Annotated in this window: 15 protein-coding genes; 7 read left to right on the forward strand and 8 right to left on the reverse strand. The window is 71.1% G+C overall.

The features are described from left to right. Positions 1–262 precede the first annotated feature (262 nt). The 3 genes from ACIBEI_RS38070 to ACIBEI_RS38080 form a co-directional block, all read right to left on the reverse strand. Positions 263–1,993: an LCP family protein gene (locus ACIBEI_RS38070; protein ID WP_398895096.1), complete on the reverse strand. Its 1,731-nt coding sequence runs from the start codon at positions 1,991–1,993 to the stop codon at positions 263–265. Between the two features lie 258 nt (positions 1,994–2,251). Next, positions 2,252–3,598 (reverse strand): LCP family protein, encoded by a 1,347-nt coding sequence (locus tag ACIBEI_RS38075; protein ID WP_398895098.1) that lies wholly within the window; start codon positions 3,596–3,598, stop codon positions 2,252–2,254. Between the two features lie 364 nt (positions 3,599–3,962). After that, complete coding sequence (locus tag ACIBEI_RS38080) at positions 3,963–4,721, reverse strand: TIGR03089 family protein (protein WP_398895100.1); 759 nt, start codon at positions 4,719–4,721, stop codon at positions 3,963–3,965. Between the two features lie 128 nt (positions 4,722–4,849). On the opposite strand from ACIBEI_RS38080, the gene ACIBEI_RS38085 reads away from it, so the two are divergent. Both ACIBEI_RS38085 and ACIBEI_RS38090 read left to right on the forward strand, forming a co-directional pair. Next, entirely contained in the window at positions 4,850–6,544 is a 1,695-nt protein-coding gene (locus ACIBEI_RS38085; protein ID WP_398895102.1) for a peptidoglycan recognition protein, read from the forward strand. A 167-nt stretch (positions 6,545–6,711) separates the two neighbouring features. After that, entirely contained in the window at positions 6,712–7,794 is a 1,083-nt protein-coding gene (locus ACIBEI_RS38090; RefSeq protein WP_398895103.1) for a sugar phosphate nucleotidyltransferase, read from the forward strand. 322 nt (positions 7,795–8,116) lie between these two features. On the opposite strand, the gene ACIBEI_RS38095 is transcribed toward ACIBEI_RS38090, so the two are convergent. From ACIBEI_RS38095 to ACIBEI_RS38110, 4 genes are all read right to left on the reverse strand, one after another. Then, the gene (locus ACIBEI_RS38095) at positions 8,117–9,139 is read right to left on the reverse strand and encodes a DNA-3-methyladenine glycosylase family protein (RefSeq protein ID WP_398895104.1); all 1,023 of its coding nucleotides are present in this window, start codon (positions 9,137–9,139) and stop codon (positions 8,117–8,119) included. Positions 9,140–9,234: 95 nt separating this feature from the next. Beyond that, positions 9,235–10,611: a coenzyme F420-0:L-glutamate ligase gene (locus tag ACIBEI_RS38100; RefSeq protein ID WP_398895122.1), complete on the reverse strand. Its 1,377-nt coding sequence runs from the start codon at positions 10,609–10,611 to the stop codon at positions 9,235–9,237. 74 nt (positions 10,612–10,685) lie between these two features. Continuing rightward, positions 10,686–11,645: a 2-phospho-L-lactate transferase gene (gene cofD / locus ACIBEI_RS38105; protein WP_388479024.1), complete on the reverse strand. Its 960-nt coding sequence runs from the start codon at positions 11,643–11,645 to the stop codon at positions 10,686–10,688. A 41-nt stretch (positions 11,646–11,686) separates the two neighbouring features. Then, entirely contained in the window at positions 11,687–12,190 is a 504-nt protein-coding gene (locus ACIBEI_RS38110) for a cysteine dioxygenase family protein (protein WP_189845020.1), read from the reverse strand. A gap of 743 nt (positions 12,191–12,933) precedes the next feature. Between ACIBEI_RS38110 and ACIBEI_RS38115 the strand changes: the two genes are divergently transcribed. The 3 genes from ACIBEI_RS38115 to ACIBEI_RS38125 all read left to right on the forward strand — a co-directional run bounded on the left by ACIBEI_RS38115 (position 12,934) and on the right by ACIBEI_RS38125 (position 18,591). Then, complete coding sequence (locus ACIBEI_RS38115) at positions 12,934–13,197, forward strand: WhiB family transcriptional regulator (protein ID WP_053723761.1); 264 nt, start codon at positions 12,934–12,936, stop codon at positions 13,195–13,197. Positions 13,198–13,423: 226 nt separating this feature from the next. Beyond that, positions 13,424–17,089 (forward strand): glycosyltransferase family 2 protein, encoded by a 3,666-nt coding sequence (locus tag ACIBEI_RS38120; RefSeq protein WP_398895105.1) that lies wholly within the window; start codon positions 13,424–13,426, stop codon positions 17,087–17,089. After that, the gene (locus ACIBEI_RS38125; protein ID WP_398895106.1) at positions 17,086–18,591 is read left to right on the forward strand and encodes a DUF5719 family protein; all 1,506 of its coding nucleotides are present in this window, start codon (positions 17,086–17,088) and stop codon (positions 18,589–18,591) included. Before ACIBEI_RS38120 ends, ACIBEI_RS38125 begins: the two co-directional genes overlap by 4 nt. A gap of 26 nt (positions 18,592–18,617) precedes the next feature. Here ACIBEI_RS38125 and ACIBEI_RS38130 read toward each other — a convergent pair whose 3' ends face one another. Next, positions 18,618–19,070, reverse strand: a complete 453-nt coding sequence (locus ACIBEI_RS38130) for a metallopeptidase family protein (RefSeq protein ID WP_398895123.1) — start codon at positions 19,068–19,070, stop codon at positions 18,618–18,620. Between the two features lie 365 nt (positions 19,071–19,435). Between ACIBEI_RS38130 and ACIBEI_RS38135 the strand changes: the two genes are divergently transcribed. Together ACIBEI_RS38135 and ACIBEI_RS38140 are read left to right on the forward strand one after the other, a co-directional pair. Then, positions 19,436–19,858, forward strand: a complete 423-nt coding sequence (locus ACIBEI_RS38135; RefSeq protein ID WP_398895107.1) for a DUF3499 domain-containing protein — start codon at positions 19,436–19,438, stop codon at positions 19,856–19,858. A 192-nt stretch (positions 19,859–20,050) separates the two neighbouring features. After that, a complete protein-coding gene (locus ACIBEI_RS38140; RefSeq protein WP_398895108.1) occupies positions 20,051–21,667 on the forward strand; it encodes an L-lactate permease in 1,617 nt (538 codons plus the stop codon). Positions 21,668–21,720 lie beyond the last annotated feature (53 nt).

Consider the following 21,720-nt stretch of genomic DNA (forward strand, 5'->3'; position numbering starts at 1 on the left):
AACGTGGGCCCCGCACGGTTGTGTTCCAAGCCGGACAACTCCGAGCCGGATTTCAGTCGGCCCCGCACCTGACGCGGCCAACTCCGCACCTGGTACCAGGCAGACCCACCTGGCACCGGGCAGACCCACCTGGCACCGGGCGAACCAGCCCCCGGCACCGGCCGATCCCGCCCCCCCCGGAACCAACTCCGTATCCGGCAAGGGCCTGTCGCTCGCCCCGTAAGACGTGCGACAGGCCCGTCAGGTCACCCGCGTCAGCGAATCAGCTGGCGCACTGGACCTTGTCCGCCGTGGACTTCTCCACATCCGGAGCGGCGGCCGAAGCGGAGTTCAGCTTCACCCCGGCGCCCTTGAAGTCCTCTCCCAGCGTGAGTGTCATCGTCGGCAGTCCCTGGGAGTTGGTGACGCTCTTGCCCGGCTTCATCGCCGAGCCGCTCAGACCCATGATGTCGGCCAGCCTGCGGGCCTGGTCCGCCTGGTCGGGCGCGTACTCCAGTGTCGTCTTGGCCTGTGTGGCACCCGAGTTGCCCGCGTTCTCGGACTTGGACACGCCCGCTTCGAGCTGCAGCCAGTTGAGCTCCGCCTGGGCGCTGCCGGCCGGGGCGCCGCCGTTGAGGATCTGGACGCGCACCTCGGAGGCGTCGGCCTTCGTGCCCTTGAGGCGGGCGGCGACCGCCGCCTTCTCCTTCGCCTCCTTCTGCTTCACCGCGGTGAAGGAGGTGTCGCTCTTGATCATCTGGAAGACCTGGGGTGCACGCGACTCGTCGACGACGACGGTCGCCTTGATCTTCTCGGCCGGGTTGTCCACCACCGGCACCGTCGTGAAGGTGATGTTCTTCGGCGGCACCTTCTTCAGCTCCAGCGCCACGTCCTTGAGCGTGCTGACCTTTCCGATGCCGGTGTCGACGGTCAGTGCCTTGGTGGCGGCCTCGGCGAGCTTCAGCAGCTTGCTGGGGTTGGTGAGGGTGTCGCTGGACGCCATCTTGCGCATCAGCGAGCCCAGGAACTGCTGCTGCACCTTGATGCGGTCGAGGTCGCCCTGGTTGCCGAAGCTGTGCCGGGTCCGCACGAAGGCCAGCGCCTGCTCGCCCTCGACCTTGGACGTACCGGCCGGCAGCTTGAGCTTCGACTCCTTGTCGTTGACGGCCTTCTCCACGCAGACGTCGACGCCGTCCACCGCCGTGGTCAGGGTCTTGACGGCGTTGAAGTCGGCCATCATGAAGTGGTTCGGCTTGATGCCGGTGACCGCCTCGACCGTGCGCATGGTGCAGCCCGCGTTCCGGCCGCCCTGTCCCAGGCTCGTGTTGAAGCGCTGGTTGAGCGTCCCCTGAATGATCTTCTCCGAGCCGTCCTCCTGCTTGGTCGGACAGTCCGGAATGTCGACCATCAGGTCACGCGGAATGCTCATCGCGGTCGCGTTCGTACGGTCCTTGGAGACGTGCAGCAGGATGTTCGTGTCGGCGTGCCCGACGCTGCCCTTGTCGCCGTAGCCCTCGTTGCCCGCACCGGTGCGCTTGTCCGTACCGATGATCAGGATGTTGAAGGCCTCGTCCTTGCTGAAGCCGCTGGAGCCCGCGCTGCCGACATCCGTCGTGGCGACGTTGCCCTCGAGGTGCTTGATGTAGGCGTACGCCGCCGCCGAGACACCGACCAGCACGAAGGCCATGCCGCCGCCGGTCCACAGCAGTATCTTCTTCGCCCGCGACTTCTTGGGTTTTGTCCGGCGGCGACCCGGAGGCGGTTCCTCCGGCGCGCCACGGCGCCTGCGCGGTCCCGGCAGATCGGTGCCCGGAATCTCCCGGTCACGGCCCGGCGCGGTGCGCGGGCGTGTTGCCGCCCCTCCGGCGCGGGTGGCGGTTCTCCGGGGACCGGGAACAGTCGACTGCGGTGCGGAACTCTGCAGTCGCAGTTCGTAGTCACCGGTGCTCGGGTTGAGTACCCACTGGTCTGCGGGATCGATATCGTCCGCCCGCCCACGGCCTTGCGCGTCCACGGTTGCTTGAGTCCTCCGTCGGGGCCACGCGGCGTCTTTCCCCCTCAAAAGACGCTCGGTCAGTCGGTCCAACCAGTGCGCGACCTCAGGACAGACCTCAGGACCGGGTGCACCGGATCGCTCACACTAGCCGCCCAGTTCGGCGTACAGCGACGACGGTGAGAAATTCCACGTCCCTACAACCGGGCAATCCACCCAATTCTTTGAACGTACGTTCCCCGTCTTGGCGTGCTCTTTACTCGGAGGCCTGTTCGGGCGTTAACCGCAGGCGTCCTCGGCGGCTGTGTTCCCGCGGAATGTGGGAGCGGGGCTCGGTGTCAGCGAGGGGTCTTCGGGCCGCTTTGCGCCCGATTTGCCATCTTCCTGGCCGAATTCCTGGCCGAAGTCCTCTGCCCGCTCTCCTTCCCGCTCGCCATAACTTCCGTCATCGGGCTCGGAGTTGTGCGAATCGCCGTACGCGTCCCCGTCGCCGACCGGCTCCGAGCCGCTCCTCTTTGTGCCGGAATCCTCCGGAAGTTCCTTCGACACCTCCAACGGGGCGTCCATGCGCAGCCGTTCGAAGAGTTTCTCCGCCTCGGGTTCCACGAGCTGGTCACGATTGGCGTTGTAGGCGTACGACTCCCGCGGCACCGTAAGGAATTGCACACGTTCGGTGGGGATGTTGCGCATGCCGCGGACCAGGTCGTAAAGGCCCCGCAGGCTCGCGAGGCCCGGGTCGGTGGTGAGCGACGAGGTCGCCGCGTCCAGTACCGGATAGAGCTTCACCGGATTCAGCAGTACGTCATTGCTGCGCACCTTGTTGACGAGGGCGCCCAGGAAGCGCTGCTGGCGGTCCATCCGGTCGGTGTCGCTGCCGTCGCCGATGGTCTTGCGGGCGCGTACGTACCCGAGGGCCTGCTCGCCGTTGAGCTTCACCTTGCCCGCGGGCAGCCGGAGCTTGGCGGCGGGATCGTCGATCGGCTCCTTCAGGCAGACCACGACCCCGTCGACGGCGTCGACCATGTCCTTGAAGCCGTGGAAGTCCACGACCATGTGATGGTCGATCCGGATGTCGGTCAGCTTCTCGACCGTACGGATCGTGCAGGCCGAACCGCCGCTCTGGAAGGCGTGGTTGAACATCGCGAACACCGGTGCGGTGCGGCTGCCGTCGGGCCGGCGGCAGCTCGGCACGTCCACCATCAGATCGCGGGGGAGCGAGACCGCGGTCGCGCTGCGCCGGTTCGCCGCGAGGTGGAGCAGGATCGTGGTGTCGGACCGCTCGGTGCCGGAGTCCCGTCCGTACTTCTGGTTCCCGTTCCCCGACCGTGAGTCCGACCCGATCAGCAGGATGTTCTGCGCGTCGCGCACCAGCGAGGTCGGGCGCTCCTTCTCGAACCGCGCGAGTTCGGCGGCCGTGTCGTCGTCCGACGTGATGTTGCCGTTCAGCTTCTCGTACAGCACCCAGCCGGCTCCCGCGGCGCCCACCACGACCACGACGACGCCGATGGCGATGTACCGCAGCCAGCGCCGTCTGCGCCGCCTGACCCCGGCTCCGGTGGGAGACGCGCCAGCCCCGGGCCCGACCGGGGCCTGTGCCGCACCGTGCGTCCCTCCGGCGTCGCTCACGTCTGAGTCCACCCCTCATGGCGTACGGACCTACTCCTACGACCATGGCCCGGGAGGGGGGCGGGGGGCTTCGGGAGGTGGGCTGAATGGGGGACGGGGGGTTTCCTCGCCCCCGCCGCCCCTACCCGTCCCATCCTGTTCCTGGGGGCTCCGCCCCCAGGCCCCCGACGGGCAGGGGTGCAAGGTTGGGATGCGAGTGCGGGTGAGTAGTGGCTGGCCGCGCAGTTCCTCGCGCCCCTGAGGTATTTCAGCCCCTCCGGCGTTTGAGGAGCGGGGGTTCGGGGGCGGAGCCCCTGAGTAGTGACGGGAATGGGTAGGGGCGGCGGGGGCGAAAAACTCGGCCCAGCCACCCCCGACGGGCCGCTCAGCGGCGAGCCGTAGCCGAAACCCGCTCACTCTCGATCCGCTTCGCCAACGCGTCCTCCCCAACCCGCTCAAGGTTCCGGCACAACACCACGGACCCCCCGACAGCCAGCGGAGCGAAGAGCCCGGCGCTGAGCCCCTCCCACGTGTCGTAAGAAAGAGCGGACAACAGCCGGGCCCCAGGCCCGGTCAGCCCCAGCGCGGGCGCATCCGCACGAGCCCGCTCCACAACCTCCGCCCCCGTCAGCTCGGCCCCGGCGACAACCACCGACGGAGCCTCCGGATCCACAGGCCCGTACGCCTGGAAGACGTCCCCCTGACCGGGCACCTCGACGGCGTAGTCGGCGTATCCGGCGGGCACCTGGGCGAACCGCCGTCCGAGCGGCGCGAGCGACAACGCCACCCGCTCCCCGGAACACGCGAGCCCGGCCTCGAACTGCCCGGGCCCGGCCACCACATGGTCGGCGGCACCGGCGTCGCCCCCGACATCCGCCACCACCCCCACCGAGGAACAGGCGAGCAGCCACACCGCGGTCTGCCAGTGCGCGGGCAGCAGCAGGGCGACCCGCTCCCCGGGCTCGGCGGCCAGCTCGCCCTGGAGCAGGTTGGCGGTCTTGGCCACCCAATTGGCGAAGGTGGCCACGGACAGTTCGACACGTTCACCCGTGGCGTCGTCGTAGAAGGTCACCAGGGGGCGCGCGGGATCCGTGGCGAGCGCGGATCGCAGCAGGTCGGCAGGGGTGCGGTCGGTGGCGTTCACGGGACGCAAGGGTACGCGGACACCCGCCCGGGCGGGGGAGTGAGGGCCACCGGTTCGGCGGAGTGCGGCCGACGGTCCGTCAAATCCCAGATGGACAGATAAGTATGACTATGTCCAGGATCAGGGGCATGCGCGGATATCTTGCTTCCTCGATCGCCGTCACGTGTGCGGCCGCCCTGGCCTTCCCCCTGGCCCTGTCCACCGACGCCGCGGCCGCACCCCCGGCGGCCGAGAGCCCGACCACCGAGCGGGCGACACCGGACAGACCGGCATCCGAACGAACGGCCAGGGCCCGACCGGAGACGCCGAGCACCTCGAAGACATCGGCCGAGACGGCCACCTCGCCCGAGACGGCCACCTCGGCCGCGGAAGCCGCCGCGGCGGCCGCCCCCGTCGCCCCCGTCGCCTCCGTGTCCGACCGATCGATCCCCGGCAGCACCCAGTCCCTCCCCCTCGCGCCCCTGACCCCGCCCTCCGGCGACCGCACCCTGCCCCCCACGTCCGCCCCGGCCTTCACCCCCGCGGCCACCCAAGGCCTCCCGCGCCGCGACGTACGCCACTTCTCCCTCGTGGGCGTCGTCTGGGACAACCCGGACACCGAACTCCAGGGCCGGGTCCAGGTCCGTACCCGCGCGAGCGGCACCGCGAAGTGGTCCGTCTGGCAGGACGTGGACACGCACAACCACGAGCACGCGGCCGATCCGGACACGGCGGAGCGCACCTCCGGGCGCGTACGGGGATCCACGGCCCCCCTGTGGGTCGGCGACTCGGACGGTGTGGAGGTCCGCGTCCAGGCGGAGGCGGACGGCAGGCCGGAAGCGGACGGCCGGGCCGTCGCCGGCGACCCCCTCCCCAAGGGCCTGCACATCGAACTGATCGACCCGGGCGTCGACCCGGCCGCCGAGCCCCCGCCCCAGGCCTCCGGAGTGGACACCCCGCGGGGCAACGTCCTGTCCCCCGAGGCCGCGGCCTCCTCCGCCGTCAACGCCGACCTCGCCCCCCTCGGCGCCACGGTGATCCCCGCCCTCAGCCAGAAGCAGACGGAGGCCGACCTGATCGCGACCCGCGGCGATTCGGCGGGCGCGGCGAGCGGGACGGCCAAGCCCGCGCCGAAGGAAAAGCCAATCGTGAAGGAGAAGCCGGGTACGACGGGCAAGACCGGCACGATCGGCAACGCCGACGCGGCGGGCACGGGGACCGGCCAGCGCGTGAAGCCGTACATCGGCGCACGTCCGCGCATCGTCACCCGTCGGGGCTGGGGTGCCGACGAGACGCTCCGCGAGCGGAACTTCAGCTACACGAAGACCGTGAAGGCCGCCTTCGTCCACCACACGGCGTCCGGCAACAACTACCGCTGCGCGCAAGCACCTTCAGTCATCCGCAGTATCTACCGCTACCACGTGAAGAGCAGCGGCTGGCGGGACATCGGCTACAACTTCCTCATCGACAAGTGCGGAAACATCTACGAGGGGCGGGCCGGAGGCGTGGCCAAGCCGGTCATGGGCGCACACACTCTCGGTTTCAACACCAACAGCATGGGGATCGCGGTCCTCGGGAGCTTCGGTACCTCGAACCCGCCCGCCGCCGCGGTGAAGGCGATCGCGAAGCTCACGGCGTGGAAGCTCGGACTCTTCGGAGCGAACCCGAAGGGCAAGACCTACCTCAAGTCCGGGGGCGGAAATCTCTACCGAAAAGGAAAGAACGTACGACTCAATGTAATCTCCGGTCACCGGGATGGTTTCGCCACCGAATGCCCGGGCGGCCGACTCTACGCGAAGCTCGGCAAGGCCCGTGCGACTTCGGCCCGCTACCAGGGACGATGAGGTCCGGTCGGCGGGAACGGTGAGCCCGGCAACCCGGGGTCCCAGCCCCGGCGGCTCCCCACGGCCATACCTCCCCCAGAGGCGCCCCACAGCCATCGAAACGGTCTGCATACACTGGCCGGTCGAAAGACAGTTCGACCGGCCCCATCAGGAAGCAGAGACGACAGGTGACAGAAGCGATCCTCCTGGTCGGCGGCAAGGGCACACGGCTGCGCCCCCTCACGGTGCACACGCCGAAGCCGATGGTTCCGGCGGCCGGGGTACCGTTCCTCACGCACCAGCTGGCACGGGCGAGAGCGGCGGGGGTCGAGCACATCGTGCTCGCCACCTCCTATCTGGCCGAGGTCTTCGAGCCCCACTTCGGCGACGGTTCGTCGCTGGGGCTCCACATCGAGTACGTCACCGAGGAGGAGCCCCTCGGCACCGGCGGCGCCATCCGGAACGTGGCCTCCCGGCTGAGATCGGGCCCCGACGACCCGGTCCTGATCTTCAACGGGGACATCCTGACGGGCCTGGACATCCCGGCCCTCATCAGCACGCACCGGTCGTCGGGCGCGGACGTCTCCCTGCACCTCACGAGGGTGACGGACCCGAGGGCGTACGGCCTGGTCCCCACGGACTCGTCGGGCCGGGTCCAGGCGTTCCTGGAGAAACCCCAGACCCCCGAGGAGATCGTCACCGACCAGATCAACGCGGGAGCGTACGTGTTCCGCCGGTCGGTGATCGACGCGATCCCGGTGGGCCGCCCGGTCTCGGTCGAACGGGAAACGTTCCCGGAGCTCCTCGCCTCCGGCGCCCACCTCCAGGGAATGGTCGACTCGACCTACTGGCTGGACCTGGGCACCCCGGGTGCCTTCGTACGCGGCTCGGCCGACCTGGTCCTCGGCCGCGCTCCGTCCCCGGCGGTCCCGGGCCGCTGCGGGGACCGCCTGGTCCTCCCGTCGGCCACGGTCGCCCCCGACGCCAAACTGACCGGCGGCACCGTCGTCGGCCACGGCGCCATGGTCGGCGAGGGCGCCCGCATCTCCGGCAGCACCATCCTCGACGGCGCGGTCATCGCCCCGGGCGCGGTCATCACCGACTCCCTGATCGGCGCCCGCGCCCATGTCGGCGCCCGCTCCATCCTCACCGGAGCGGTGATCGGCGACGGCGCCTCGGTAGGCCCCGACAACGAACTCCGAGAAGGCGTACGCATCTGGTGCGACGCCCAAATCCCAGCAGCGGCACTCCGCTTCTCATCGGACCAGTAGCACTGACTGAACCAAGGACTTAACCAAGGGGGGAGCAGAGCCTGCGCGCACACAATCTGGCGCAGGCTCACTTCTTTGTCCGGGTGCTTCACCTGGCTACTTCACCCGGGTACCTGAGGCGACGGTCACTCTTCAGCCTGGCCCAGGCCCACCTCAGCCCGTCCGGCGTTTGAGGACGAGGCCGTTCAGGCCGATTCCCCACCCACCCCCACCCAGCCCGTCCGGCGTTTGAGGACGAGCGCGTCAGCGCGATACGGGGGTTCGGGGGCGGAGCCCCTGAGTAAGGGACGGGAATGGGTAGGGGCGGCGGGGGCGAAAAAACTCAAAGCCGCCCAATATCCCCCCGAGGCATCCGCGGCTGCCGCCGCCCCGGCGTACGCCCACTCAACAAAATCAGCCGAGCAGCCCGATGCCGCTGCCCCGCATAAGGCTCCAGCAACGACAACATCACGGAGTCATCCGCATCCCGGTCCCCGGCCAACGCATACCCCACGATCCCAGGAAGGTGCAGATCCCCGACCGTCACCGCATCCGCCGCCCCATGACTCCGCTGCACAACCTCCGCAGAAGTCCACGGCCCCACCCCCGCCACCACCTCAAGCCGCTCCTGGGCCCGCCCCACCTCGAACCCCACCGCCTCCTCCATCCGCCGAGCCACCCGCACGACCCGCAGAATCGTCGACGCCCGCTTGTTGTCGACCCCGGCCCGATGCCACTCCCACGAGGGAATCAACGCCCAGACCCGAGGCGCGGGCATCACGAACATCCCCCCACCCCGACCCACCACGGGCCCGGGCCCAGGCGCAGGCACCCCGTACTTCCGCACAAGCAACCGCCACGCCCGATACGCCTCGTCCGTCGTGACCTTCTGCTCAAGAATCGACGGAATCAACGACTCCAGCACCAGCCCCGTACGCGTCAGCCGCAACCCGGGCCGCCGATGCCGGGCCACCGCCACCAGCCGATGCCGCGGCTCGAAGGCATCGGGATCGTCCGACTCCCCGAGCATCCGAGGCAACTGCTCCAGCAACCACTCGGCCCCGGGCCCCCACGCCTCCCCCTCGACGACACCGGAGCGCACGGACACCCGCAGGGTCCCGGGCCCGACCGGAGTGAGACTGGCCCGCCACACGGCCCCGTCCGGCGTCGTACGGAAGGTCGGATCGGCGGGCCCCCGCCGCAACGGCCCGAGCACGAGCCCGAGATCCAGCGGCCACGGCGGCACCCAACTCCGCGTACGCCCGCCGACTCCGGCCGACCGGTCCGCCCGTGCCTGCCCGGGCACGACGACATGCCCGCCGCGCACGGTCGTACGCGTCGGCCGAGGATCAAAACGTCCGGCCACGATTGGGGTCCTAGGGCTTGGGGCGCTCGGTGATGCCGTACGGGAATGCTGTACGAGAATGCCGTACGAACCAGGGCTGATGTGAACGTCGGCGCTCAGCGCACCTCGATGAACGCCCCCGCATCCCGCTCGGGCCGGGCCTTCGGCTCCTCAGCCGCGTGCCCGACGGCGACGGCCCCCATGGGATCCCATCCCTCCGGCAGCCCGAGCACGTCCCGCACGACGTCCCGGCAGAACATCGTCGACGACACCCACGCGGACCCGAGCCGCTCCCCGGCGAGCGCGACGAGGAGGTTCTGCACCCCGGCGCCCGCCGCGACCACGAACATCTCGCGCTCGGCCCCGTCACGCCGCTCGTCCCCGTACGTGTGGGACCCGTCCATGACGAGGCACGGGACGACGAGATACGGCGCGCCCCTCAGCACGTCCCCGCGCCGCACGCGCTTGGCGATGGACTCCGCGCTCTTCCCGTCCCGCTCAAGATCGGCGATCCAGGCGTCCCGCATGGCGTCGAGCAGCCGCGTCCGCGACTCGGCTGACTCCAGGAGCACGAATCTCCAGGGCGTCGTGTGATGCGGTGCCGGCGCGGTCACGGCGGCGGCCACCGCACGCCGTACGGCATCGGGGTCGACGGGCTCGTCCGTGAAGGCCCGTACGGTACGCCGCTGGGTGACGGCCTCCCGGACGGCCTCGGAGGTGCCGAGCCGGAACATGTCGTCGCGCGCGCTCCGGACCATGCCTCGCGTCCCTTCGTCCTCGCCCTGTGCGCCCACCACGTGGGGCAGTCCGCGCACGACGGCGACGGGCAGCCCGGCGGCCTTGCCCTTGACCAGGTCACCGGCGGACGCGAGCTCGTCGGCGGTGGCGACGACGGTCGCGCTCAGCGGATTCCCGTGCGCGTCCGTGCCGCCTCGCAGATCGTCGAGGACGCGCACTCCGGCGGCCCCGATGGCGACATCGGTGAGCCCGGTCCGCCAGGGCCGCCCGAACGTGTCCGTGACGACGACCCCGACCTCGACCCCGAGCGCGTCCCGCAGCCCGTCGCGGATCGCGCGCGCGGAGGCGTCGGAGTCCTCGGGCAGCAACAGCACGGTCCCGGTGGGTGTGTTGGAGGCGTCGACGCCGGCGGCGGCCATGATGAGCCCCTGCCGGTTCTCCACGATCCGCAGGGGTCCGCGCCGTGCGACGACCCGCACGGTCTCGGCGTCGATGGCGGCCTCCCGGTCCGCCGCCTCGACGATCCGCCCCTCGGCCTTGGACACGATCTTCGAGGTGACCAGCAGGACGTCCCCGTCGACCAGGCCCGGCTCGGCGCCGGCGATCAGCTTGGCGAGATCGTCCCCCGGCTGAACCTCTGGCAGTCCGGGCAGCGCCCAGACCCGGAAGCCGGGCACACCGGACGGCAGCCCTTCGTCCCCGGCCGGAGCCGGAGCCGGACCCGGAGCCGGGCTCGCGGAAACCCCGCCGCTCATGTGCCCCGTACTCCCGAACTCGTCGCTGCCGAACTCGTCGCTGCCGGACTCGGCGCTCCCGAAATCATTGCCGCTCAAGCGCCCCGCACCTCCTCCGCCAGCGCCAGCGCCTGACGGGCCATCTCGGCCGTCGCGTCCAGGTCGGTCATCATCAGGGGCACGGCCCGGCACTGGATGCCGGCGGCGGCGACCCGCTCCACCGTCCCGGCGTCCACGGTGTCGACGAGCCAGCCGTCGAGAAGCCCCGAGCCGTAGTGCTCGGCGACCGCGGCGGCCGTGGACTCGACGCCGACGGCCGCGAGGACCTTGTCGGCCATGCCGCGCACGGGCGCGTCGCCGACGATGGGGGAGAGGCCGACCACCGGGACGCCCGCCTCGGCGATGGCCTCCCGGATGCCGGGCACGGCGAGGATGGTGCCGACGGACACGACCGGGTTGGACGGCGGGAAGAGGATCACGTCGGCCGAGGCGATCGCCTCCAGCACTCCGGGCGCCGGCTTGGCCTGGTCGGCGCCGACGGGCACCACCGCGTACGCGTCCACGGAGGCCCGCAGCCGCACCCAGTACTCCTGGAAGTGGATGGCCTTGCGCTCGCCGTCGATCTCGACGGCCACATGGGTCTCGATGCGGTCGTCCGACATGGGGATCAGCCGGACGCCCGGCTTCCACCGGTCGCAGAGCGCCTCGGTGACGGCGCTCAGGGGATACCCGGCGCTCAGCATCTGCGTCCGCACGATGTGCGTCGCGAAGTCCCGGTCGCCGAGCCCGAACCATTCGGGCCCGACCCCGTACGCCGCGAGCTCCTCCTTGAGGTGGAAGGTCTCGTCGGTCCGCCCCCAGCCCTGCTCCTCGTTGATACCGCCGCCGAGCGTGTACATCACCGTGTCGAGGTCCGGGCAGACCTTCAGCCCGAAGAGGTGGATGTCGTCCCCGGTGTTGCCGATGACCGTGACGTCCGCGTCCGGCGCGGCCTGCTTGAGACCACGCAGGAACCGTGCACCACCGATGCCGCCTGCCAGAACCACAATGCGCATGGATTCAGTCTTGCAGGCGGCTACGACAACGCGTCAGCCGGTTACGAGACCTCGGCCACAGTCCCCGACTCCGCCGCGCACCGGACGGCGTGCATCGGCATCTCCGTCAACCCGGGGTAGTACACGTGCAGGCTTATGGCCGGATCGAGCGAGTCGTTGACGACCTCGTGCACGTACCCGGGCGCGAACACACGCTGGGCGCCCGCGCCCAACGCGCGCGTGCCCCGCTCGGTGCGCTCGGTCAGCGCGCCCTCCAGGACGGTGAGTACGCCGGAGGAGCGGCCGTGGTCGTGCAGCCCGCTGCCCTGCCCGGGCACCCAGGAGAGCAGCCACACCTCGTAGCCGGGCCCGGTGCGCAGCCGGTGGTACCAGCGGGAGGTCGCGTCGTACTCGACGAGGTGCTCCCACTGGGAGCGGTCGGCCGCGATGGAGCGGGCGAGGCCGACGAAGTCGGCCACGGTGGCCGGGTGCTCGCGCGGCGCCTGGAGGAGGTGCGGTACTTCGAGGATGTCGCCGGCGATCTGGAGGTCGCTGTCGCTGTTCATGGGTGCGGTGGGTTCCTCGGCGGAAGAGAGTGCTGGAGGACTGGGGTGTCACGTACCGTCCGCCCGGGTCGCGGGCATGAGGTGGGCCCTGGTGCGGGCGAGGGGACCAGCAGCCGGGTCCTGGTCAGTGGACCCGGCGACAGCCGGAGCGCGGTGGGCTCAACAGCTGTGACAGCAACAGAAACAGCTACAGCGAGCGTGGGCAGCACCGAGGGACCCGGCGGTGCGGGTCGAGGTGAGTGCCAAGTTCGCGAGCATGCCCACTAGGACACCGGTTCACACTCGGACTGTCAACTTGGTGTCCGGTATGTGGGCGATGTTTCACCTCATCCGGCTCATCTCTGCGGCGAAAGGTTTGTGCTGGAGCTTGCGAGGACACATGGCGCACAACCGGGCGCACGAACCTCGTCGCGATCCCGTGATCCATGGGGCATTCGTGTGATCCACATGTGATCCGGTTCGCTTCGTCGTCCGTACAGGAACGAGATCGAACTTCTGAGCGTCCTTCTTCGTACAGGTCCTGCACGGAGACGGAGGCCGGCCGGGTCCCTATTCGGCTGTCAGGGTTTATGCCGATTTGAACACTTTCCGCAAAGCCTTGGTTCCGCAGAGTGAATAAGGGGCCCAATAGCAGATCTCGGCTTGACTGGCCCGGATCGGCACACTTGTAATTTCACTCGTGTCGTTCAGCCGAAATCGGTAACGGCAGCATCACGGGGACGCGAGACGGACGAGGGGCGCACATGACCGAGCTGTTTCAGGAACTGCTGGTCGACGAGGCCGAAGAGGAGCTCGGCTGGCAGGAGCGGGCGCTCTGCGCGCAGACCGACCCCGAGTCCTTTTTCCCCGAGAAGGGCGGCTCCACCCGCGAGGCCAAGAAGGTCTGCCTCGCCTGTGAGGTCCGCTCCGAGTGCCTTGAATACGCGCTCGCCAACGACGAACGATTCGGCATCTGGGGCGGCCTGTCCGAGCGTGAACGGCGCCGCCTGAAGAAGGCCGCCGTCTGATCGTGGCTTGATCGCGACCTGATCGCCGGCTGCGCGCCGCCCGACCGAACGGCGCACACCCCTACGTTCCGATACGTAACGAACGGCCCGTCGCAGGTGGGTTATCCACAGGCGGCGGGCCGCCCTGCTGCCCAGCCGTTAGTGTGGGCCTCCGTCCGAGACGCCCCGCTGTCCCCCGGGGACACAGGCGTCCACCGCAGTCCATCGAACCGGGGCCCGTACCTCGATGTCCGTGCACAGCCATTCGGCAGGTCAGTACGACACTGCCACGCCCGAGTTCCCACGGCACGTGGTCACCGCAGTGCTCGTCTCGCACGACGGTGCCCGCTGGCTGCCCGACGCCCTCGCCGGGCTGCTCGGTCAGGAACGCCCCGTACAGAACGCCGTGGCGGCCGACACCGGCAGCGCGGACGACTCCGCCCGGCTGGTCACCGACGCCCTCGGCGCCGACCGGGTGCTGCACCTCGCCCGGCGCACCGGCTTCGGCCAGGCCGTCGAGGAGGCCGCCCGCACGGCCGGCGTGCTGACCCCGGACGACCTGCCGTACCTCAAGCGCCCCAGCGGCTGGGACCCGGTCACCCGCACCTGGCGCGACGACGCGTACGACATGCCGGAACTGCCCCACGGCGAGCCCGAGCAGTGGCTGTGGCTCCTGCACGACGACTGCGCCCCCGAAGCCGACGCCCTGGCCCAGCTGCTGCGGGTCGTGGAGAACGAACGGGAGCTGGGCAAGGAGGTCGCCGTCGTCGGCCCCAAGCTCCGCGGCTGGTACGACCGCAGACAGCTCCTGGAGGTCGGCGTCACCATCGCGCACAGCGGCCGCCGCTGGACCGGCCTGGACCGGCGCGAGCAGGACCAGGGCCAGCACGACCACGTCAGGCCCGTGCTCGCCGTGTCCACCGCCGGCATGCTGATCCGCCGCGACGTCTTCGAGGAGCTCGGCGGCTTCGACCGCCGACTGCCCCTGATGCGCGACGACATCGACCTGTGCTGGCGCGCCCAGGCCGCGGGCCACCGCGTCCTCGTCGCCCCGGAAGCGGTCGTGCGGCACGCCGAGGCGTCGTCCCGCGAGCGGCGCACCGTCGACTGCGTGGGCCGCACCTCCGCCTCCCCGCACAAGGTCGACAAGGCCGGCGCCGTCTACACCCTCCTCGTCAACAGCCGAGGCGCGGCGCTCCCCTGGATCCTCGTACGGCTCGTCGTCGGCACGCTGCTGCGCACGGTCGCGTACCTCGTGGGCAAGGTCCCCGGACAGGCGGTCGACGAGATCCGCGGCCTCCTGGGGACACTGCTGCGCCCGGAGCGCATCCTCGCGGGCCGGCGCAGGCGAGGACGCCCCCAGGTCGACAAGGGCGAGCTGCGCCCGCTGTTCCCGCCGCCCGGCGCGACCGTGCGGGCCACGATCGAACAGGCCGCGGGCAGTCTCGCGGGCAGCTCCGACCCGGAACTGAACGCGGCAGGACGACACGGCAGCGCCGTCGAGTCCGGGCCCGGCGGTGACGACGCCGACTTCCTGGAAGTCGAGCAGTTCGCCCGCCTCAAGCGCGTCGCCCGCAAGCCGGGACCGATGCTCTTCGTGGCCCTCCTCCTCTTCTCGCTCGTCGCCTGCCGTGAACTCCTCGGCGGCGGCGCTCTCTCGGGCGGCGCGCTGCTGCCCGCCCCTGCCGACTCCTCCGAGCTGTGGTCGCGCTATTTGGACGCCTGGCATCCGGTCGGCGCCGGCGGCACGCAGTCCGCGCCGCCGTATCTCGCGCTCGTCGCGATGCTCGCGAGCCTGCTGTTCGGCTCCACCGGGCTCGCCGTCACCGTGCTGCTGGTCGGCTCGGTGCCGCTGGCCGGCTTCACCGCCTACTTCGCCTCCCGGCCGCTGGTCCAGTCGCGCCTGCTGCGAGCCTGGGCGTCCGTGGCGTACGCCTTCCTGCCCGCCGCCACCGGCGCGCTCGCGGGCGGCCGCATCGGCACGGCCGTACTCGCCGTGCTGCTGCCCCTCATCGCGCGCGCGGGCATCGCGGCCAGTGGCCTCGCCTCGGAGACGGCCCGCGGCAGCTGGCGCGCCACCTGGGCGTTCGCGCTGCTGCTGACCCTCGCCACCGCCTTCACGCCGATCGTGTGGCCCATCGCGCTCGTGCTGGGCCTCGCCCTGCTGGTCGTGCGCCGCGGCGAGATCACCGCCTACGGGCCGCGTTTCCTGGCGCAGCTCGGCACCCCGCTGCTCGTCCTCGCCCCCTGGTCGCTGACGCTGCTGCCCTTCGGCTTCTTCCAGGAGGCCGGCATGGAGTACGGGCCGGGGGCGGCCTCCGCGCTCGACCTGCTGGGCGGCAGCCCGGGCGGCCCCGGGACCGTCAGCGGGCTGATGCTCATCGGCATCGTCTGCGCCGCAGTGGCCGCGCTGGTGCGTACAGAGCGTCAGTTGGGAATCTGGACCGCCTGGGCGGCCGGCCTGGTGGCGCTCGTTTTCGCCGTCCTGTCCAACAGCTCCACCTGGGCCGGACCGGCCACCCTCGTCTACGGCCTCGCCTTCCTCGCCGCCGCCGCGCTCGGTGCCGACGGCGCCCGCTCGCGCGTGGCCGAGCAGAGCTTCGGCTGGCGCCAGCCGCTCGCCGTGCTCATCGCGTTCGCCGCGGCAGCTGGCCCCCTGCTCGTCGCCGCCGGGTGGATGATCCGCGGCGCGGACGGCCCCCTGGAGCGCCGCGATCCCGTCCAGGTGCCCGCGTTCGTCGCCGAGGAGAGCGGCACCCGCGACCAGGCCCGCACCCTCGTCCTGGACAGCGCCTCGCCGGCCGAGGTCGGCTACATGCTCGTCCGGGGCTCCGGCGCCCGCCTCGGCGACGCCGAACTGGCCGCGGCGGACGGCGAGAACAAGCCGCTCGACAAGGTCGTCGCGAACCTCGTGGCGGGCTCCGGCGCAGACCAGGCCGACCAGCTCGGCGGCTTCGCCGTGCGGTACGTCCTCGTGCGCGGCGGCGCGCCCCGCGAGGTCAGCCGCGTCCTGGACGCCACCCCCGGCCTGAGCCGGCTGAGCCAGCAGGACGGCAGTGCCCTGTGGCGCGTCGACCGGCAGGTCGCGCGCGCGGCCATCGTCCCCGACTCGGGCGACCCGCAGCCCATCGCCGCCGGTCCCGTCGAACTGCACACCAAGATCCCCGCCGGTGCCGACGGCCGCGTCCTGCGCCTCGCCGACACCGCCGACGAGGGCTGGACGGCCACCCTCGACGGGAAGCCGCTCACCAGGACCACGGTCGACGGCTGGGCGCAGGGCTTCGAACTGCCCGCCACCGCGGGCCGGCTGGACGTCACCTTCGAGGCCCCGATGAGCCACACCGGCTGGCTGTGGGCGCAGGGCGCGCTCGCCGTCGTCCTCGTGGTGCTCGCCCTGCCCGGCCGCCGTCGTGACGTCGACGACGACCTCCCCGAGGAGCCCGTCGTCCCCGCCCAGGCCGTCTCCGGCGAGGGCCGCAGGGCCCGCAGGCTGCGCGCCCAGGCGGAGGCCGAACAGGCGGACCAGCCCGACCGGTTCACCCCGGACGCCCCGCCGTCCACGCCTCCTCCTCCGGAGGAGGCTCCTGTTCCCGCCCAGGTCCCGCAGCAGCAGGCCTACGGCGACTGGGACACGACGACGTACGCGGGCGCCGAGTACGGCACCTACGGCGGCGAGCAGCAGTACCAGGGCGCCCCGCAGTACCCGGCGGGAACCTACGACCAGCAGCAGTACCAGGCGGACCCGTACCAGACGGGCCAGTACGACCCGTACGCGTCGTACGGCACGGGGAACACGGCGTACGACCCGGCGCAGACGTACTCCCAGGGCTACGACCCGGCGTACGACCCGGACCAGCACCAGCAGCCGCCGCACGGCACCGACAGTGAGCGCCCCGACGGGAGCCAGCAGTGAACCGCACCACCGTGTCCCTGATCGCCGGCGTGGCCGCGCTCGCCGCCGTCACCGGATTCGCCTCGATGTCCGAGCCGGACACCACCGGCTCGGACACGGCGAAGGCGGCCGCCCAGCTGCCCGTGGAGCGCACCAGCCTGCTCTGCCCGGCTCCCAGCACCTCGGACCTGGCGGAGACCGCGTACACGTCCTTCACTCCCGTCGCGGAGGGCACCGGTGACGACGGCGCGGCCGAACTCACGGCGGCGGGCGAGGAGTCGGCCGACGGCAAGACCGATGCCGACAAGGGCGACAAGAAGGACGGCAAGGAGAAGGCGGTCCTGACGCCGAAGGAGCCGGGCAAGCCGGTCACCGGCGAGGCCTCCGGCGCCGAGTCGCCCGCGCTCGTCGGCACCGCCGAGGGCAGGTTCGCGCCCGGCTGGACCGTCCAGCAGACGACGGAGATCCCGGCGGGCAGCGGCCGCGGCCTGCTCGGCACCAACTGCACCGCTCCGGACACGGAGTTCTGGTTCCCGGGCGCCAGCACCGCCAAGGAGCGCACGGACTACGCGCACCTGACCAACCCGGACGACTCCGCCGCCGTCGCCGACATCGAGCTGTACGGCAAGGACGGCGCCCTCAAGTCGACGGTGGGGGAGGGCATCCAGATCCCGCCGCACTCCAGCGAGGCGGTGCTGCTGTCCACGCTCATCGACGAGCCGCAGACCAACCTCACCGTGCACGTCACGGTCCGCAGCGGCCGGGTCGCCGCCGCCGTCCAGGCCATCGACGACAAGCTCGGCGGCGACTGGCTGGGCCCCTCCACCGACCCCGCGGGCAGCCTCGTCCTGCCGGGCATCCCGAAGGACGCCACATCCGTACGGCTGGTCGCCTTCGCGCCCGGTGACGCCGACGCCGACCTGAAGGTGCGGCTCGCCTCTCCGAACGGGCCGATCACCCCCGCCGGAAACGAGACGCTGCACATCAAGGCCGGCATGACCGCCGCCATCGACCTCGGTGACGTCACACGCGGCGAGGCGGGATCCCTGATACTGACGCCGACCGGGCGGCCCACCCCGGTCGTCGCGGCCCTCAAGGTCGTCCGCGGCAAGGGCGACAAGCAGGAGACCGCGTTCATCCCGGCGACCGCTCCGGTGGACACGCGCGCGACGGCCGCCGACAACCGCTCCAAGGGCTCCACGCTCTCCCTGGCGGCCCCCGGCCGCGCCGCGAAGGTCAAGGTCACGGCCTCCGCGGGCAGCGACGGCGGCACGGCCGCCTCGAAGACGTACACGATCAGGGGCGGCACCACCCAGAACGTCGAGCTGCCCGTCCCTGCCGGCCTCAAGGGCACGTACGCCCTCACAGTCGAGCCGCAGTCCGGTGGTCCCGTCTACGCGGCGCGGATGCTCGAAGCGGCCAGTGGCGGCGTACCGATGTTCACGATGCAGACGCTGCCGGACGACCGGGGAACGGTGGAGGTACCGGACGCGGCACAGGACCTCTCGGTGCTGCAGAGGTAGGACGCCGTACGCCTCCGGGAGGGCGGTCAGTCCTCCCCGTACCGGGGATCCACCGTCTCCGGAGTCAGTCCCAGCAGCTCGGCGACCTGCTCCACCACGACCTCGTGCACGAGAGCGGCCCGCTCGTCGCGCCCCTTGGTGCGGATCTCGACCGGGCGGCGGTAGACGACGACACGGGAGGGCCGGCCCTCGCGCGCCGGGATCGTGCCGCCCAGGGGCACCGTCTCGTCGGCCCAGCCCTCGTCACGCGCCGGGTCGAGCCGGGGCACCTCCAGCACCAGGAACTCGATGTCGGCGAGCTGCGGCCAGCGCCGCTCCAGCCGCTCCACGGAGTCCTGCACCAGATCCGCGAACACCTCGGCCCGGCTCGCCGAGAGGGGTACCTGCGGCGGCGCCACGGGGCCACGCATCCCGCGCCCGTGTCGATCACGACGACGGGGCCTGGGCTCGGCGGCACGGGGCGGTACGGGGTTGTCCATCACTGACGAAGAGTAGTCCCCAGACCCTTCCCCCGCCTGCACGTGTCCACCGACGGTCACCTCCTCGGGGGAGCGGGACCGGGGCATCCCACGGCTCCCGCGGCACCGCGCGACCAGTGCCCACGAGCGCCAGCGACTCACCCACCGCGTATGCCACTTGATGACCATTCCAGCCAAGGTTGGGCTCGTTTCCATATGCCTCTAGGACCACAGAAATAACGGCAATTGACAGCTTTCGCACCAACTCGGGACCGCTCCTGGACCCGTCCGAAATTTCCCCAACACCCGTACCCGCAGGTCAACAAGGCGCGCCAGGAACCACCTGTGTCAGGGGTCACACCACGACACGGTGGAGTGACCCGGGGGTGAGTCGTCGCGGCCCGCTCAAGAGTGCGGTACCGTCCAACATCGTGAGCCCTGTACGTCGCTGTTCGCGCACCGCTTGCGGCCGTCCCGCCGTCGCGACGCTGACGTACGTCTACGCCGACTCGACCGCGGTCCTCGGCCCGCTCGCCACCTACGCCGAACCCCACTGCTACGACCTGTGCGCCGAGCACTCCGAGCGCCTCACCGCGCCTCGCGGCTGGGAGGTCGTCCGGCTCGCCGACGCCTCCGCTCCCTCCCGCCCCAGCGGTGACGACCTGGAGGCGCTCGCCAACGCCGTGCGTGAGGCGGCCCGTCCGCAGCAGCGAACCGCACAGGCGGGCGGCGGCGACTCCCGCGGCGCGGACCCGATGGAGGTCGGCCGCCGGGGCCACCTCAGGGTGCTGCGCTCGCCGGACTCCTGAACCCCGTTCCTGAATCCCGTTCCCGAACCCTGTTCCCGAACGCCCTTCCCGTGCGAGGGACTTCACCCCGTGCACATTCGGTGCATCTTTCACTCAGTGACGCACGACCATTGACGCGCGCTTGTCGCGGACACGACCATTCCCCCGCCCGTGAGAAATCGCTTTCCGCATCGCGGAATCCGGGGAGGTTTCGTGTACGTCCAGGAACTCGAGCCCGTGGCCGACTCGCTCGGCCTGTCCGCACTCGTCGCGACCCTGCCCCTTGTCATCGTCCTCGTCCTGCTCGGCGGCGTCCGGATGAAGGCGCACCTGGCGGGCCTCATCGGCCTCGCGGCCGCGGCCCTGGTCGCCTGGCTCGCGTACGGCATGCCCGTCGGCCAGACGCTCTCCAGTGCCGCCCAGGGAGCCGTGTTCGGCCTCTTCCCCATCCTGTGGATCGTCGTCAACGCCCTCTGGGTGTACCGGATGACCGTCCGCACCCGGCACTTCGACATCCTGCGCCGCTCGTTCGGGCGACTCTCCGACGACCCGCGCATCCAGGCGCTCGTCGTCGCGTTCTGCTTCGGCGCGCTCCTGGAGGCCCTCGCGGGCTTCGGCGCGCCCGTCGCGATCTGCTCGGTCATGCTGGTCGCGCTCGGCTTCGACCCGGTCCGCGCCGCGGTGGTCGCGCTGGTCGCCAACACCGCGCCGGTCGCCTTCGGTGCGATGGGCACGCCGGTCGTGACACTGGCTCAAGTCACGGGCCTGCCACTGGATTCCGTCGCCTCCGTAGTGGGCCGTCAGACTCCGCTGCTCGCCCTGGTGGTGCCCCTGGTGCTCATCTTCCTGGTCGACGGGCGACGCGGTCTGCGCGAGACCTGGATCCCGGCCATGGCGTGCGGATTCGCCTTCGCCGTCGCCCAGTTCGCCGCCTCCAACTACGTCTCCGCCCAACTCGCCGACATCGGGGCCGCGCTGGCCGGAGCGGGCGCGCTGATGGCGGTGCCGCAGGCGCGCAAGCCAGCCGCCGAGCCCGTACGGGCCGCGGTCCTGACGGGTGTACGCAGTGAGGACCTGGACGAGGAGGACCCGCGCCCCGAGGTGCTGCGGGCGTACGCCCCGTACGCGCTGATCGTCGTGATCTTCTCCATCGCCCAGATCCCGGTGGTGAAGGATCAGTTGGCGAAGGCGACCCGCACCTTCGACTGGCCGTTCCTGAACGTCGCGAACGCGGACGGCGACCCGGTCGGCGGCAACGTCTTCACCTGGCCCATCGTGTCCACGGGCGGCACGCTCGTGCTGCTCGCCGGGGTGTGCACGGCCGTCGTACTCGGGGTGCACGCGCGCGTGGCGGTCAGGGAATGGGCCGCCACCGTCCACGAGTTGAGGTTCGCGATCCTCACCGTGACGTCCGTCCTGGCGCTCGCCTACGTCATGAACCTCTCCGGACAGGCGGCCACGATCGGCCACTTCGTGGCGGCGGCGGGCGCGGGACTCGCCTTCCTGTCACCGGTCCTGGGCTGGTTCGGCGTGGCGGTCTCCGGATCGGACACCTCCGCCAACGCGCTCTTCGGCGCCCTTCAGGTGACCGCGGCCCGCGAGTCGGGGCTCTCCCCGGAACTCCTCGCGGCCGCCAACAGCTCCGGCGGTGTCCTCGGCAAGATGATCTCGCCGCAGAACCTCACCATCGCCTGCGCGGCGGTCGGCCTCGCCGGCCGCGAGGGAGACCTGCTGCGCAAGGTGCTCCCCTGGAGCCTCGGACTGCTGCTGGTCATGTGCCTGATCGTCGTCGGACAGAGCTCGCCCGTCCTGGAATGGATGCTTCCGTAAGGCTTGCGAAGTCCGTGCGAGGTCCGTGCGCGATGTCCGTATGTGCCCTCCCG

The organism is Streptomyces sp. NPDC050988 (assembly GCF_044456225.1).
In the GTDB taxonomy this organism is placed as follows: domain Bacteria; phylum Actinomycetota; class Actinomycetes; order Streptomycetales; family Streptomycetaceae; genus Streptomyces.